General features: G+C 66.1%; 15 protein-coding genes, 1 tRNA gene and 1 other RNA gene. 9 read left to right on the top strand and 8 right to left on the bottom strand.

Annotation, left to right across the window (positions count from 1 at the left end):
- Nucleotides 1–62: 62 nt before the first annotated feature.
- The gene (msrA, locus tag FBY33_RS16755) at nucleotides 63–587 is read right to left on the bottom strand and encodes a peptide-methionine (S)-S-oxide reductase MsrA (RefSeq protein ID WP_142031516.1); all 525 of its coding nucleotides are present in this window, start codon (nucleotides 585–587) and stop codon (nucleotides 63–65) included.
- A 99-nt stretch (nucleotides 588–686) separates the two neighbouring features.
- On the opposite strand from msrA, the gene FBY33_RS16750 reads away from it, so the two are divergent.
- Both FBY33_RS16750 and FBY33_RS16745 read left to right on the top strand, forming a co-directional pair.
- Nucleotides 687–1,610, top strand: a complete 924-nt coding sequence (locus FBY33_RS16750; protein ID WP_200831410.1) for a Nif3-like dinuclear metal center hexameric protein — start codon at nucleotides 687–689, stop codon at nucleotides 1,608–1,610.
- Between the two features lie 108 nt (nucleotides 1,611–1,718).
- Nucleotides 1,719–2,456, top strand: coding sequence for a zinc ribbon domain-containing protein (locus tag FBY33_RS16745; RefSeq protein WP_142031515.1), 738 nt, complete (start codon nucleotides 1,719–1,721; stop codon nucleotides 2,454–2,456).
- Between the two features lie 80 nt (nucleotides 2,457–2,536).
- Here FBY33_RS16745 and FBY33_RS16740 read toward each other — a convergent pair whose 3' ends face one another.
- Nucleotides 2,537–3,301 (bottom strand): YaaA family protein, encoded by a 765-nt coding sequence (locus tag FBY33_RS16740; protein ID WP_142031514.1) that lies wholly within the window; start codon nucleotides 3,299–3,301, stop codon nucleotides 2,537–2,539.
- 57 nt (nucleotides 3,302–3,358) lie between these two features.
- Here FBY33_RS16740 and rnpB point away from each other — a divergent pair.
- The 5 genes from rnpB to FBY33_RS16715 all read left to right on the top strand — a co-directional run bounded on the left by rnpB (nucleotide 3,359) and on the right by FBY33_RS16715 (nucleotide 7,282).
- Nucleotides 3,359–3,745, top strand: an RNA gene (rnpB, locus tag FBY33_RS16735) — RNase P RNA component class A.
- A gap of 107 nt (nucleotides 3,746–3,852) precedes the next feature.
- The gene (locus tag FBY33_RS16730) at nucleotides 3,853–4,323 is read left to right on the top strand and encodes a TspO/MBR family protein (RefSeq protein WP_200831409.1); all 471 of its coding nucleotides are present in this window, start codon (nucleotides 3,853–3,855) and stop codon (nucleotides 4,321–4,323) included.
- 270 nt (nucleotides 4,324–4,593) lie between these two features.
- Nucleotides 4,594–6,072 (top strand): glyceraldehyde-3-phosphate dehydrogenase, encoded by a 1,479-nt coding sequence (locus FBY33_RS16725; RefSeq protein ID WP_142031512.1) that lies wholly within the window; start codon nucleotides 4,594–4,596, stop codon nucleotides 6,070–6,072.
- Nucleotides 6,073–6,147: 75 nt separating this feature from the next.
- Nucleotides 6,148–6,357 (top strand): hypothetical protein, encoded by a 210-nt coding sequence (locus FBY33_RS16720; RefSeq protein WP_142031511.1) that lies wholly within the window; start codon nucleotides 6,148–6,150, stop codon nucleotides 6,355–6,357.
- A gap of 127 nt (nucleotides 6,358–6,484) precedes the next feature.
- A complete protein-coding gene (locus tag FBY33_RS16715) occupies nucleotides 6,485–7,282 on the top strand; it encodes an HNH endonuclease family protein (protein ID WP_142031510.1) in 798 nt (265 codons plus the stop codon).
- 39 nt (nucleotides 7,283–7,321) lie between these two features.
- Here FBY33_RS16715 and def read toward each other — a convergent pair whose 3' ends face one another.
- From def to orn, 3 genes are all read right to left on the bottom strand, one after another.
- Nucleotides 7,322–7,894 (bottom strand): peptide deformylase, encoded by a 573-nt coding sequence (def, locus tag FBY33_RS16710; RefSeq protein ID WP_142031509.1) that lies wholly within the window; start codon nucleotides 7,892–7,894, stop codon nucleotides 7,322–7,324.
- Between the two features lie 134 nt (nucleotides 7,895–8,028).
- Nucleotides 8,029–8,101 (bottom strand) — tRNA-His (locus tag FBY33_RS16705).
- 130 nt (nucleotides 8,102–8,231) lie between these two features.
- Nucleotides 8,232–8,861, bottom strand: a complete 630-nt coding sequence (gene orn, locus FBY33_RS16700) for an oligoribonuclease (protein WP_142031508.1) — start codon at nucleotides 8,859–8,861, stop codon at nucleotides 8,232–8,234.
- A 156-nt stretch (nucleotides 8,862–9,017) separates the two neighbouring features.
- On the opposite strand from orn, the gene mptB reads away from it, so the two are divergent.
- Nucleotides 9,018–10,574 (top strand): polyprenol phosphomannose-dependent alpha 1,6 mannosyltransferase MptB, encoded by a 1,557-nt coding sequence (gene mptB / locus FBY33_RS16695; RefSeq protein ID WP_200831408.1) that lies wholly within the window; start codon nucleotides 9,018–9,020, stop codon nucleotides 10,572–10,574.
- A gap of 31 nt (nucleotides 10,575–10,605) precedes the next feature.
- On the opposite strand, the gene FBY33_RS16690 is transcribed toward mptB, so the two are convergent.
- Nucleotides 10,606–11,313, bottom strand: coding sequence for a DNA alkylation repair protein (locus tag FBY33_RS16690; RefSeq protein WP_142031507.1), 708 nt, complete (start codon nucleotides 11,311–11,313; stop codon nucleotides 10,606–10,608).
- A gap of 80 nt (nucleotides 11,314–11,393) precedes the next feature.
- On the opposite strand from FBY33_RS16690, the gene FBY33_RS16685 reads away from it, so the two are divergent.
- A complete protein-coding gene (locus FBY33_RS16685) occupies nucleotides 11,394–12,308 on the top strand; it encodes an aldose 1-epimerase family protein (protein WP_142031506.1) in 915 nt (304 codons plus the stop codon).
- A gap of 20 nt (nucleotides 12,309–12,328) precedes the next feature.
- Here FBY33_RS16685 and FBY33_RS16680 read toward each other — a convergent pair whose 3' ends face one another.
- Complete coding sequence (locus FBY33_RS16680) at nucleotides 12,329–13,087, bottom strand: alpha/beta hydrolase (RefSeq protein ID WP_142031505.1); 759 nt, start codon at nucleotides 13,085–13,087, stop codon at nucleotides 12,329–12,331.
- Nucleotides 13,087–14,166, bottom strand: a complete 1,080-nt coding sequence (locus tag FBY33_RS16675) for a LacI family DNA-binding transcriptional regulator (RefSeq protein ID WP_142031504.1) — start codon at nucleotides 14,164–14,166, stop codon at nucleotides 13,087–13,089. The genes FBY33_RS16680 and FBY33_RS16675 overlap by 1 nt, the downstream gene beginning before the upstream one ends.
- Between the last annotated feature and the right edge of the window lie 83 nt (nucleotides 14,167–14,249).

Raw genomic sequence — 14,249 nt, 5'->3', positions numbered from 1 at the left:
CATACGCCTATCTCTAAGGGGTGGATACTGAGGTCAGCCTAACGAGGCCGTGTAACGACAGGCTAAGCGTTAAGCCACGCAGAGTAATATTTCCGGGCCTTGGCCAGCTTGGGGTTGATGATCACCTGGCAGTACCCCTGCTCCGGGTGCTTGGCGTAGTAGTTCTGGTGGAATTCCTCGGCCACGTAAAACCGCGGCAGGCGGCTGACCTCCGTGACGATCGGGTGCGGCCACAGAGCCTGGTTCCGTTCGATGGCTTCCTCAAACAGGATCTTCTCCTCCGTGGTCTCGTAGAACATCGAGGAGCGGTACTGGGTACCCACGTCGTATCCCTGCCGGTTCAGCGTGGTGGGATCATGCAGGGCGAAGAACATGTCCAGGATGACTTCCGCGGGGATGACCTCCTCGTCGAAGGTCACCGCAACCACCTCGGCATGACCGGTGGTTCCACTGCAGACCGAGTAGTAGTCCGGGTGGGGATCGTGCCCGCCGGTATAGCCGGACACCACCGCCGTGACGCCCCTGGTCTTCTGGTAGACGGCGTCAAGGCACCAGAAGCAGCCTCCGCCAAGAACAAAAGTTTTCATGACCTCTTCAATGGTTGACGGTCCCGGATCATTCCCGGCCGGCCCGGCACAACGCCGCAAACTGCGGTGGCCGGAAGCCGATGGGGTAAAACTAAGACTATGGAACCAGTGGACACCGACGTTACCGGCCAGGCAGATCACGACGGCCAAGCCTCCCTGGGCACGCCGGCTCCGGCCGGTTCCGCGGACGCCCCCACCTTGGCCGAACTGCTTTTGGCGGTGGAGGAACTGTGGCCGGAGTCGCTGGCGGAAAACTGGGACGAGGTGGGGCTGGTGGCAGGCCATCCGTCCGCCCCGGTGACAAAGGTGATGTTTGCCGTGGACCCCACACTGGAGGTCATCGACGAAGCCGTGGAGTGGGGAGCCGAGCTGCTCATCACCCATCACCCCCTGCTGCTGAAGGGCGTCACGTCGGTCGCCGCCACCTCGGCGAAGGGCCGCGCGGTCCACCGGCTCATCGAGTCGGGGACGGCACTGCTGACGGTGCACACAAACGGGGACTCCGCCGTCGGGGGCGTTTCCGATGTCCTGGCCGACGCCCTGGGCCTCCAGGACGTCGCGCCGCTCACGGTAGCGGCCAACGGACTGCCGGAGGAAGGCATCGGCCGGGTGGGCGACCTCGCGGACGCCATGAGCCTGGGTGACTTCGCTGCCCGGGTCTTCGGAATCCTTCCGTCCGTTGCCGGGGGAGTGCGGGTCTCCGGCGACAAGGACGGCCTGGTGCGGCGCATCGCAGTATGCGGCGGTGCCGGCGATTCCCTCTTCAACGAGGTGCGGGCGAGCAACGCCGACGTCTATGTCACCGCGGACCTCCGCCACCACCCGGCATCGGAGGCGCGGGAGGCCGCCCTCAACGGACGGCCCTATTTGGTGGATGTTTCGCACTTTGCCAGTGAATGGCTGTGGCTCCCGGCGGCCGCTGCAGCCCTGGGCAACGTCCTGGCCGACCAGGGCCATGAAGTGGAGATCCAGGTCAGCACCACCAACAGCGATCCGTGGGACTTCATCCTGACCCCCGGCTAATCGGACGGTGGGGATGCGGCACGGCGGGGGAGCAGGCCACGCGCTAGAGTCTAGGAAGCGCCGGTTCGGTGCCCGGCTGCGGCCGGAAGGGATCTAGCGGAGGTAACAGTGGCCAAGGCAGCACCGGCGGAACAGTTGAAGTTGCTCGAACTGCAGGGGCTGGATGCCCGGCTGAAGGGCCTCGCCAACCGCCGCCGCACGCTGGAAAATGATCCCCGCATCAAGGACCTTGAAGCTGCCCTGTCCGTTGCCAACGGTGAACTGGGCGCGGCAAAGGTGGCTGTGCACGACGCCGAGACTGAGCTGAAGCGCGCCGAGGCGGACGTGGAACAGGTTGCCTCACGGATCGAACGAGACGAAGCCAGGCTCAACAGCGGCACGGGCCTGTCCAAGGACCTGGTGGCCCTCCAGAAGGACATCGTTTCGCTCAACAAACGGCGCTCGGACCTGGAGGACATCGAACTCGAGGTGATGGAGCGGCTCGACAGCCTGCGGGAACGGCAGGCAGCCCAGCAGCAGATTGTCGACGACATCCAGGGCTCCTTCGCCACCATCAGGGCAGAGCTTGACGCTGCCCTCGCCGAGGTCGAAACCGAAGCTGCAGGCCTTCGCGCCCAGCGTGCCGACTTCGCCGCAGGCCTGGAGGCGGGGATGCTGGCAGTCTACGAAAAGACCCTCGCAAAGCGCGGAGTGGGTGCGGCACGGCTCTTCCACGGCACCTCCGAAGCCTCCGGCATGAAGCTCAGTCCCGGCGATCTCGCGGAGATCAAGGCCTCGGCCGCGGATGACATCGTGTTCTGCCCGGACTCAGGCGCCATCCTGGTCCGTTCCGATGAATGGTCCTGACCCAACTAGGTAACAGCAGATGTCGTTATGGGCGCTCATAACAGCATTTGCTGCGACCCAGTTGGGCCTGAGCGCGGGAATCAGCCCGGCAGGATGATGTTCAGGGCGTGCGGCTTGCGGGCTGTGCCCGGCACCAGCTCGGCGTCCCATTTCTCCCGGGCAGCCTTCAAAAGGTCCGACGGCGCCGCCGGGGCTTTGCCGCGCCGCGACAGCAGGTGCCGCGCCAGTTCGCCCCGGGTGTGCTTGGCGAAGTGGCTCACCACCTTGCGGACTCCACCGGCTTCGGTGAACACGTTCACGGTCACGGTCTGTTCCGGCGGCGGTGCCCAGGCGGCCGCGTAGGTGCTGGACCGGCAGTCCACCAGCAGGTGCCCCTGGGCCAGGCTGGCCAGTGTCTGCCCAAGCCGCGCCTTCCAGAATGGAGCCAGCCGGCCGACGTCGGGCAGGGCCGTGCCCATGGAAAGCCGGTAGGCGGGGACACTGTCGCCGAAGCGAAGGGCTCCCCACAGCGCGGAAATCACCAGGACGGACGCGTCCGCCTTGCGCCGCTGGGCCGGTGTCAGGCTCCGGTAGCCCAGCGCGTCGTAAAGGACACCCGAGTAGATGCTGTGTGCAGGCGCGGCCGGTTCGGCATGGAGGCGGGTATTGCGTTCAACATCTTCGCGCAGCGAAGCCCCCACCCCCAGCAGGGCCAGGGCGTCCTGGTGGGCGCTGGCCGTTCCTAACGCCTCCAGGACCTTCGCACGGTATGGGTTCAGTTCCGGGAAGCCCAAGGTGGACCAGTCGACGGCGGGCCCACGTAGCGCGGGTGTCTTGCCTTCGGAAGGGGGAAGCAGAATCAGCACCGTCCGATCCTACCGGCGACAAAAGCGGCCTGCGGGCGCCGGTAGACTGGTCGTGGATGGGACAGCCAGACGGCCGCGCGCCACGCAAGTGACTCGAGGAACGTCCGGGCTCCGCAGGGCAGGGTGGTGGGTAACGCCCACTCGGGGTAACCCGCAGGCCAGTGCCACAGAAAACAGACCGCCTGCATGTCCGGCTTTGGCCGGCAGGGCAGGTAAGGGTGAAACGGTGGTGTAAGAGACCACCAGCTTCCCGGGTGACCGGGAAGGCTAGGTAAACCCCACCCGGAGCAAGGCCAGACAGGACACGTTCGAGGGCTGCCCGCCCGAGTGTCCGGGTAGGCCGCTGGAGGGTGCCGGCAACGGTACTCGTAGATGGATGGCCGTCGCTCCCTTTCCGGTAACGGGAGGGGAGAACAGAACCCGGCGTACCGGCTGTCCCATCCGCAAACCGGGTTTGACCCCGGGCGTCGTGTTGGGGATGCTGGACCGTGCCCGTAATTCCTGATCCCCGTCGTGCGACCCGGGCGGGCGTCCCCGGCGTCCGTTCCCAGATGATTGCACTTGGTGGGTTCCTTGTACTGTCCGGCACTGCCTGGTTTCTCGCGTCGGTTCCGATCATCCTCAATTCCAACGGCTGGTATGCCGGTTCGGCGAAAGCACCGTGGATGCCGCCGGCGTGGATGTTCCGGACCACCTGGATGGTGCTGTACACCGGAGTAGCGGCAGCCGCATGGCTGGTCTGGCGCAAGGGCGGCCTGACCGGGGGCACCCGTGCAGGCTACGCTCTCCAGCTCCTCCTCAACGCGGCGTGGCCGGCGGCCTTTTTCGCCCTGTACCCCATGCTCGGTGCTGCCGCCCTCTGGGCCGCCTTCCTGGTGATCTGCGCACTCGCCGCAACCCTGGCCTTCCTGGTCCTGCGGTTCGGGCCGGTGGACGCCCTCGCCGGTTTCCTGATGCTGCCGTACTTTTCCTGGATTGTCTTTTCCGCCAGCCTTAACCTCTATTCAGCCGTCCACAACTAAAGCCCGGCGGCGCCAGGGCAGTGCAGGTCCACGGCCATGTGAGTGATTTCACGCAGCGCAAGCGTGTTCCCTGCAGCGGGCCAAATTAGAATGGTTCACGGACGCAGGAGTTCTACCGCCGAAAGTTGCGTCCGCAGCCGGCGGTTTTTCTTTGCACGCGATCCAGGCGCCTGGGGGCCATCCCTGCAGGCGCGGGTGCCCCTGGACATCATCAGGTGGCCTACATCCGTGTACGAGGACGTACACGGCTGAACCGAGGAAGGTATTTCTGTGAGCCAGACGTCTGATTCTTGTCTTGATACGTGGATGGGCCGGGAGGCCCTCGCCGAGGCCATGATCCCGGTGATCGGCAGGCTGTACCGCGAAAACAACGTGGTGACCAGCATCCATGGCCGGAGCCTGATCAACAAGTCCACCATGAACATCCTCAAGGCACACCGCTTTGCGCGTCGGATGAGCAAGGACGAACTGCTCCTGGAGGACACTGCGCCCCTGCTGAACACGCTGGCCAACCTCGAGCTGGGCGCTGCCGCGATCGACATCGCCCGCCTGAACCAGAAATTCAAGGAAGAAGGCAACGGCGCCAGCCTTGAAGAATTCCTCCGCGCTGAGCTCGCCGAGATCGTGGGCAAGCGGGGCGGCGATGACCGCACCAGCACCGATGTCGTGCTCTATGGCTTTGGCCGTATCGGCCGGCTCCTGGCACGCATCCTCATCGAAAAGGCCGGTGGCGGCCACGGACTGCGCCTGCGCGCCATCGTTGTGCGCCGCGGCTCCGACAACGACCTCTCCAAGCGGGCCAGCCTGCTGCGGCGCGACTCGGTCCACGGATCCTTCGAGGGCACCATCCGGATTGACGAGGACGCCAACACCATCACCGCCAACGGCGTGCAGATCCAGGTGATCTACTCGAACGACCCCGCCACGATCGACTACACCGCCTACGGCATCAACAACGCCCTGGTGGTGGACAACACCGGCCGCTGGCGCGACGCCGAGGGGCTTTCCCAGCACCTGCAGAGCAAGGGCGTGGCACGCGTCCTCCTGACCGCACCGGGCAAGGGCGAACTCAAGAACATCGTCCACGGCATCAACCACCGCGACATCAACGATTCAGACCGGATCGTCTCCGCCGCATCCTGCACCACCAACGCCATCACCCCGGTGCTGAAGGCCATCAACGACAAGTTCGGCGTGGTGCACGGGCACGTGGAAACCGTTCACTCCTTCACCAACGACCAGAACCTGATCGACAACTTCCACAAGGGTGACCGCCGCGGCCGCTCCGCAGCCCTGAACATGGTCATTACCGAAACCGGTGCTGCCAAGGCAGTGGCCAAGGCCCTGCCCGAACTGCTGGGCAAGCTGACCGGCAGCTCCATCCGCGTCCCCACCCCGGATGTTTCCCTGGCCATCCTGAACCTCAGCCTGGAAAACGGCACCACCAAGGACGAGGTCAACAACTACCTTCGCGAGATGTCGCTGCACTCTGACCTCCGCAAGCAGATCGACTACATCGACTCACCCGAGGTTGTGTCCACCGACTTCGTCGGCTCCCGCCGCGCAGGTATCGTCGACGGACTCGCCACGGTCTCCACCGACAAGAACCTGGTCCTCTACGTCTGGTACGACAACGAATTCGGTTACAGCTGCCAGGTGGTGCGCGTCATGGAGGAAATGGCCGGCGTGAACCCGCCGTCGTTCCCCGCCAAGGAAAGCGCCGCCGCCCTGGCCGCCATCGCCGTCTGACCAATTCCGCAGCCGTCCCGGGAATTCCCGGCTGGTTCTCTGGAATCAGCCGGGAAACGGGACCACACTGGTGGCATGGACAACGAATCGACACTTCAGCACGAGACCACCCTCGAACATGCCCTGGACGTGGCCAAGGCAAACCATAAGGAAGCAGTCCGGCTGCTCGAACGTGCCCGCGCCGCCCATAAGGCCGGGGATGTCAGCGAGGACCGCGTGCGCCAGCTCGAGGGACTGCTTGCCATTGCCGAGGAAGACCTTCGAAGGGTCACCAGGGAGCAGTAACCCGACGGCGGTGGCCATGGACGTGTGAGACATCACTCGTCCTCAACAGTGTGGATATCAGAGGACGGGCAAGCCCTTTGTCCTAGGCTCTTGGGGTGCCTGAATTTCCCCTGCCGGCGTCAACGCCATGACCGTCAGCTGGTCCGCCTACCGACGCGCCCGCCGCCGTTCCCGCCAGGCGTGGGCGCTGCTCGTGACGGCGGCTGTATGCGTCGTCGCCGCCTTGTCCTGGTTCTTTACCGCGGGACAGTTCGCGGCCGGCGGGCCGGCGCCGGAGGGACCGACGGAGGCGCCCGTCTTCAACGCCGCCTGGATGAAACCGGTCCAGGAACCCAACCCCGTGCCGGCGGGTACGGCCCTCGCCGCCCTCGACGGCCTGGCCGTGAAGGGCCGCGCACCGAACACCGATTACAGCCGGGAGGCCTTTGGCCAGGCCTGGCTGGACGTTGACAGGAACGGCTGCGATACCCGCAACGACATCCTTCGCAGGGACCTCGCCGACGTGGTGTTCTCCGAAGGCTCCACCTGCAAGGTGACCGCGGGTCACTTCCGGGAGCCCTATACCGGCAAGGACGTCGACTTCCGCCGCGGTTCCGAGAGCAGCCGTGCTGTCCAGATCGACCATGTGGTGGCACTGGGTGATGCCTGGCAAAAGGGAGCACAGGGCCTGGGTCCGAAGGAGCGCCAGAGCCTGGCCAACGATCCACTGAACCTCATTGCCGCGGACGGCGCGGCCAACCAGCAGAAGAGTGCGGGTGACGCCGCCACCTGGCTGCCGAAGAACTCCGCCCTGCGCTGCCATTACGTGGCCCGGCAGATCTCCGTAAAGGCCGCCTACGGGCTATGGGTGACGGCAGCAGAGAAGGACGCCATGAAGAAGGTGCTCGGCTCCTGCCCCGGGCAGGAAACCATCACCGCCCGCTGACGGTCGCGGCCCGGACCGGGGTCAATGACGGAGAATGTGTCAGTGGCCGAACGGGTCCGGGTCCACTCCCGGCATCCACGTCAGTCCCGGCGTGCCCCAGCCGTTCTTTTTGGCCTGCCTCATGGCCTTGCGGGAATAGCGGCCGATCAGCCGGTTGACATAGAGTTTGCCGTCCAGGTGGTCGTATTCGTGCTGGATCACCCTGGCGAACCAGCCTGTTGCCTCGAACTTCACCGGGTTTCCAAAGCCGTCAAACCCTTCGACCCGTGCCCACCCGGCCCGCTTGAGCGGATACTGCTCACCGGGGAAGGACAGGCAACCCTCTTCCTCCTCGTCGGGGTCGGGAGCGGCGCCGGAAACCTTGGACAGGGTCAGGACAGGATTCACCAGCACGCCGCTCGGGGGAGCGCCGTCGTCGTTGGCGTACTTGTACACGAAGATTCTCTTGCCCACGCCGATCTGCGGGGCGGCGAGGCCCACGCCATGGGCAGCCTCGTTGGTTTCGAACATGTCGGCAATAAGGGTGCGCAGTTCGTCGTCGAAAACCTCCACCTCGGCCGCGCGCCGGTGCAGGACAGGCTCGCCCCAGATGGTGATTGGCAGAACGGTCATATCAGTTGTCCTTCGAACTTTCGCGGTGTCCCCGGCTTTCCTGCGCGTACCCCCGGTGGGGCACAACAAAGGAGGCCGCACCGGATATCCGGTGCGGCCTCCTTTGTTGACGGCTGCATAAGCCGCCCCGTGAGGGTGAGCGACGGGGGTTGAACCCGCGACCTCCTGGACCACAACCAGGCGCTCTGCCAACTGAGCTACGCCCACCATGTGCCTCAAGGGAAATCCGCTTTACCGGCTCCCTGGAAACGCAACTCAAATAGCTTACCTGCTCGGAAGGGGTGCTTTGACCACTTTCGGCGATTTGAAGCAAAATTTCATTGGAACATGGCGCAGATCACTTACCCGGCTCTTCAGTGGACCCGCCGGCGGTAATCCCCCCGGCGATCTTCTGGGCCGTGGCACTGTCGGGTCCGGGTGCGGGCACGAACACGGCTTCACGGTAGTACCGCAATTCGTCGATGGAATCCTTGATGTCCCCGAGGGCGCGGTGGCCACCCTTCTTGGCCGGCGACTGGAAGTAGGCGCGCGCGTACCAGCGGCGCGACAACTCCTTGATGGTGCTGACGTCGATGACCCGGTAGTGGAGGTGTTCCACCACGGCAGGCATGTCGCGCGAGAGGAACACCCGGTCCGTCCCCACCGAGTTGCCGCCAAGCGGTGCTTTGCGCGGGTCCGGAACCCAGGCGGAGATGTACTCCATCACCGCGGCCTCCGCCTCCGCCATGGTCCTGCCGTGCGGAAGCTCCGCCAGCAGCCCGGACTTGGTGTGCATGTCCCGGACGAAGTCGGACATCTGGGCCACCGCGGCGTCGTCGGGTTTGATGACCACATCAACGCCGTCGCCCAGGATGTTCAGTTCCGAATCGGTGACCAGGGCTGCCACCTCTATGAGGGCATCGTTCTTGATGTCCAGGCCGGTCATTTCGCAGTCGATCCAGACGATTCGTTCGTTAGATATAGGCACCCGACCAGCCTACCGTTCCACCTCCGGGCGCCCTGCCGATGCTAGGATTTCGGGTACGCGGCGGGTCGCCCCTCCGCCCTGAACCACCTTCCGTCGGCCCCGCCCGGTTCGCGGGCAAAACCGCGGGAAACGCAAAGAAGATTGGACGATCCTGAGATGACGGCGCCTGTGCCCGCAACGGGGGAGATGGCGGCGGCCGGCATTGCCGGAGCAGGCAGGGCCGAGGTGGACAATCCACGCTCATCCATCCTTGCCGGTTTCCTGGGCTCCGTGTTCATGGCCGTTGGATCCTTCGGCGTGGGCTGGCTGGCCCCTGTCTCGGAACTGCGGCGGATGCCCCTGTTCATCTGGATGCGCACCGAGGCCCCAGGCGTGGCCTTGTCCATTGTCCTGGTGGCGGTTGGGGGCATGCTGCTGGTGCGCGCCTGGCTGCGGCTCGGCCAGAAAGTACGCGTATGGGGGCCGCAGGCCCGGCGTGCCACCCTGGCTGCATTGGTGGCGTGGGGGCTCCCCATGATGTTCAGCGTGCCGCTCTTCAGCCGGGACGTTTACGCCTACATCGGGCAGGGCCGCCTGATGGTGGAGGGTTTCAATCCCTACGAGAACGGCATCTCCGCCCTGTCCAATTACTTCCAGCTCGGCGCAGACAAAATGTGGACCGAAGCCCCGGTTCCCTATGGGCAGCTGTTCCTGTGGATCGAGCAGTTCGTGGTGTGGGCCACCAATGTCCAGCCGGAGGCCTGCGTCATGCTGTTCCGGCTGGTGGCACTGGCCGGTGTGGTGTTGTGTGTCATTTACGTGCCCCGGCTTGCCGAGCTGCATGGGGTCAACCCGCACAGGGCCCTCTGGCTGACCGTGGCGAACCCGCTGTTCCTGACGAATTTCATCGCCAGCGTCCATAACGACTCCCTGATGATCGGGCTGGCCCTGGCGGGACTCTATTACTCCGCCACCCGGCGGGAGGTCCGGGGCATCGTGCTGGTGACCCTGTCCATCGCCGTCAAGCCCATCACCATCGTCTTCCTGCCGTTCATCGGCCTCCTGTGGGCAGGGAGGAACGCAGGTTGGCTGCGGAAGGGTGCATTCTGGGCCCTGACGGCCGGCATCAGCCTGGCGCTCCTGACCGCGATGAGCATGGTCAACGGGTTCGGTTTCGGCTGGATCAACGGGCTGTCCGCGCCAGGCAGCATCTCCATCTGGTATGCCCCGGTGGGACTGCTCGGCATGGTGGTGGGCTCCCTGGCCAACGCGTTCGGACTGGACGGGTCCGTGCCCGCAGGCTGGGTGTTCGACGCCGGGAAGCTGCTTGCCGTGGGCATCGTCGCCTGGCAGATCTTCAAGGGGGACTATGACCGGCTGATGCGCCGTCTTACGCTCGCCCTGGCTGCCGTGGTGCTGCTGGCCCCCATCATCCAGGCCTGGTATGTCGTCTGGCTCATACCGCTCTTCGCCGTGACCGGCATCCGCAACGACTGGCAGGTGAAGGCACTGTACTTCGTGGTGTCCTTCTTCATGATCTACGCCATCTCGGACCAGCTGGATGTCTTCCCCTACCTGCAGACCCAGGATCTGGGCTTCGCCCTTGCCTTGGCCCGGATCGCCGCGGCGCTGACGGCCCTCCTGTTCGCCCTGTACCTGATCTTCTGGGACCCCGGAACCCGTACGCTGTTCCGCAAGACGCACGAGCCCGTCGTCGAACGCCCCGTGATCTAGGTCTGGCCGGCACAGCGGCCGGCCGGCGGGCCTACTGCGTCGCCGGCGGGGAGGCGATCCTGCGCAAGGCCTCCCTGCGGGACAACGGGCTCATGACGTCCCCGTGCCGGACGACGAAGGCTTCCACCCACCCGGGATCCGTCTTGGCGTATTCACGCAAGGCCCAGCCGATGGCCTTCCGGATGAAGAACTCCCGGTCCGCCAGGTTCGGCTCGATCACGGCGGCAAGCAGTGTGGTGTCGGTGGCGCCTTTCGCACACAGCTGCGAGGTGATGGCGGCCCTGCGGAGCCAAAGGTCAGGATCTTGGCTCCACTCCCTAAGTGTGGCCGGCATCGCCACCGGATGCGCCTGCAGCAGGGCGCAGATCCGTCCGGAGACACCGTCCACAAAGTCCCACCAGGCGCCGGTGCGGATGATTTCCCCGTAGACGGGCAGCATGTCCAGATCCTTGGCCACCAGTCGGATTCCCGTCAGGTCTATGGCCGCATACCGCTCCTCGCGGAACGTTGAGGTGCGCCACAGCTCCAGCACGGTGGCGCGCAGCTGGCCGGCCGACCCCGGCGGGAAGTCTGCCGCAGCCCGCACCGCAATGCGCCGCACGTCAGGAACCCGGACGCCCAGGGAGGGAATCGCGGACTTCATATAGGCCTGGGCGCCGGCGGCACGTTCCGGGTTGGCGACTTCCCGCAGCGCACCCCTAACGGCCGCGATGAGGTCCTGATCTGCAGCCGTTTCCATGGGGAAACTCTAGCCATGCACACCAGGTGAGCGTGGGGTACGCTAGTGAGCGCTAACACACACCGAACCTGGGGGAATCCATGCCCGGCACCGACGTCCACCTGGCCCACGGACCCTATTCCGCCGTCGTCACCCGGCGCGCAGGGGCGCTGCGCGAACTGCGCTACGGAAACCGGGACCTGGTGGTGGGCTTTGGACCCGAAGGCGCCATTCCCGATTACCGGGGCGTCATCTGCGCACCCTGGCCCAATAGGCTGGCCGACGGCGCCTACACCTACGCCGGCAAGCCCTACGCCGCCACAGTCAACGAACCCGAACGTGGCGCCGCCCTGCACGGCCTGGCCATCCATCAGCCGTGGGAGGTGCTGGAGGCGGCATCGGACCGGGCAGTCCTGGGCTGCCGCATTCCCGCCGGACCGGATTATCCGGGCGAACTGGAACTCACTGTCACCTACTCGCTTTCCGATGACGGGCTCCGCGGCATGGTCCGGGCCGTCAACACCGGTTCCGCCGCCGCGCCGTACGGGGTGTGCCCCCACCCCTACCTGGTGGCTGGTCCGTCCCCGCTGGATCACTGGTCCCTGGAACTTCCAGCCGATGCCTATCTTGAGGTCACGCCGGACAGGCTGCTTCCCGTGGGCATGCGGCAGGTGGACGGGGGAGCGTTCGACTTCCGCTCGCCCCGGCGGCTGGGAGAAGTGAAGATCGACCACGCGTTTACGGACATCTCCCGGGACGGCCGCGGCCTGGCGCGGGTCCGGGTGCTGGATCCATCGGGAACGGGAGTGGAACTGGAATGGGGGGCGGAGTGGCCCTGGGTCCAGGTGCACACCGGGGACAAGCCGGTGGGTCCGGACCGTCTGGGCCTGGCTGTCGAGCCCATGACCTGCCCGCCGGATGCATTGCATTCAGGTACGGACCTGGTTCGCCTGCAGCCCGGCGCATCACATTCGGCGGGCTGGACCATCCGGGCGCTGCCCTCAAAGGCCGGCTAACCCGGCCGGCCGGGCCCGCTTCAGTTGCCTTGCGCTCCAGTGGGGGAGTTGGCCCACCCGGCACGCTCCAGCCACGCTGCGCACAGTGACGTCCACTGGGCCGGCCCCGGTTCCCCGGCAGCCAGTCCCAGCCCATGCCTTCCTTCCGGGAAGACGTGCAGTTCCGCAGGAACTCCCGCGGCAATCAACGCCCTGGCGTAGTTAAGGCTGTTGCTGACCGGGACTGCCTCGTCGTCGGCCGTGTGCCAGAGGAACGCCGGCGGCGTGCCGGGCGTGACGTTCAACTCCGCGGAGAGTGCCGTGAGGAGGGCCGACGGCGGCGCGTCGCCGAGAAGGTTCGCCACCGATCCGTCATGCGTTTCATGCGTCAGCGACGCGACGGGGTAGCAAAGCACCGAAATGTCCGGCACGGCTGCGGGAACGTCGAGGTCCCGGTTTCCCGTCGCAGCCGCCGTGCTGAGGGTGGCGGCCAGGTGCCCGCCGGCGGAGAACCCCAGGACGCCAACGCGGTCCGCATCCACGGCCAGCCCGTGCTGCCCGGTCCGGATATGCAGCATGGCTTCCTTGGCGTCCTCCAGTGGAGCGGGGTGCCGGTCCGGGGCCACCCGGTAACGGAGCACAAAGGCGTGGATCCCCAGCGAGGCAAGCCACTGTGCCACCGGCTCCGCTTCGTGGTCGGCCTGGCGGGCATAGCCCCCGCCCGGCAGCACCAGGATGGCGGGACGTGCGCCATCGGCTTCCGGGCACGCCGGAACCGCTGTCAGCCTTCGTGGTGCCATCAGGCTGCCGTTTCCGTGCTGCGCCGCAGGGTGACCTCGCCGGTGATGCCATTCGCAGCCGGGCCTTCCGGCTCTTCGGCATGGCTCCCGGGGCCGGTGGACCGGGTGGCAATGCGCCCGATGTCCTCCAGGGGCAGCCGGACTGTGGAAAGCGCCGGCCGGAAGTCGCGGAGGGTTTCAATATCGTCGAAGCCGGCGATGGCGGCGTCGCGCGGAATCCGCAGCCCCTCGGACCGCAGCGCCGCCGCGGCACCAATGGCCATCACGTCGTTGACGGCGAAGATGCACAGCCTCGGTGCCGGCGTGTCCCCGGACCGGGCCGCCTTGATCCTGGCGGCCAGTTGAAGTCCGGCGTCATACCCACCGGACCGGTTGAACCCTGTCCGGAGCACCTCTGCCAGCCGCCGTCCGGCGCGCTCCAGTCCTTCCTGGAAGCCGCGGACCCGGTCATCCGATGTCAGGAGTCCCTCGGGGCCGCCCACGATGACGAAGCCACCGTCCCAGCCCTCCGCAAGCCCGGTGGCAAGCTGCCGGGCAAGCTCCTGGTTGGGGACTTTGACGACGTGGTATCCCTCCGTTGCGGTTGCGCCCACAACGGGATGTCCCACTACGGCAACCTGGCCCCCGTTGCGGCAGTACCGGTCCAGTTCGGCGGCCAGTTCTGCGTTGTCGTCCCGGTCCTCGTCACGGCAGGAACGTGAGCCGGCGATCACAATGGAATCTGCGCGGCGCGCCGCGAAGGCGGCCACCGCTTCCTTCTCTTCGGCCGGGCCGCCGCCGGTGGTGGCGAGCAGCACCATTTTGCGTTGTTCCCGGGCGGCTTCCTGCACGCCCCTGGCAATGGCCGCGAAATAGGGGTCGGCGATGTCATGGACGATCAGCCCGATCAGGCCGGAACTGGACTTCGCCAGGCCCTGCGCCTGCGCGTTGGGGATGTAGCCCAGCGAATCCGCTGCCTGCCGCACGCGTTCGGCAATGTCCTTGCCCGGTTTACGGGCCGAACCGTTCAGCACACGGGAAGCGGTGGCGGGCGAGACGCCGGCCAGGCGCGCCACCTCGGTAAGGGTACTTGCAGCCACTGCATCTCCTGGTCGTCGAACGGGCTCAAAGGCTAAGCACATTATGGCAGTTCAAACTACTTCCGGAAAGCGCTTGCCAACTG

Source organism: Arthrobacter sp. SLBN-112 (assembly GCF_006715225.1).
Taxonomy (GTDB): Bacteria; Actinomycetota; Actinomycetes; order Actinomycetales; family Micrococcaceae; genus Arthrobacter.
Note: the sequence above shows the minus strand (reverse complement) of the source record. Positions and strands in the feature narration are given on the sequence as shown.

Excerpts from the sequence above, each read along its gene's own strand:
- msrA (WP_142031516.1), bottom strand. The coding sequence starts at position 587 with ATGAAAACTTTTGTTCTTGGCGGAGGCTGCTTCTGGTGCCTTGACGCC.
- FBY33_RS16750 (WP_200831410.1), top strand. The coding sequence starts at position 687 with ATGGAACCAGTGGACACCGACGTTACCGGCCAGGCAGATCACGACGGC.
- FBY33_RS16730 (WP_200831409.1), top strand. The coding sequence starts at position 3,853 with ATGATTGCACTTGGTGGGTTCCTTGTACTGTCCGGCACTGCCTGGTTT.
- FBY33_RS16720 (WP_142031511.1), top strand. The coding sequence starts at position 6,148 with ATGGACAACGAATCGACACTTCAGCACGAGACCACCCTCGAACATGCC.
- FBY33_RS16715 (WP_142031510.1), top strand. The coding sequence starts at position 6,485 with ATGACCGTCAGCTGGTCCGCCTACCGACGCGCCCGCCGCCGTTCCCGC.
- def (WP_142031509.1), bottom strand. The coding sequence starts at position 7,894 with ATGACCGTTCTGCCAATCACCATCTGGGGCGAGCCTGTCCTGCACCGG.
- mptB (WP_200831408.1), top strand. The coding sequence starts at position 9,018 with ATGACGGCGCCTGTGCCCGCAACGGGGGAGATGGCGGCGGCCGGCATT.
- FBY33_RS16690 (WP_142031507.1), bottom strand. The coding sequence starts at position 11,313 with ATGGAAACGGCTGCAGATCAGGACCTCATCGCGGCCGTTAGGGGTGCG.
- FBY33_RS16685 (WP_142031506.1), top strand. The coding sequence starts at position 11,394 with ATGCCCGGCACCGACGTCCACCTGGCCCACGGACCCTATTCCGCCGTC.
- FBY33_RS16680 (WP_142031505.1), bottom strand. The coding sequence starts at position 13,087 with ATGGCACCACGAAGGCTGACAGCGGTTCCGGCGTGCCCGGAAGCCGAT.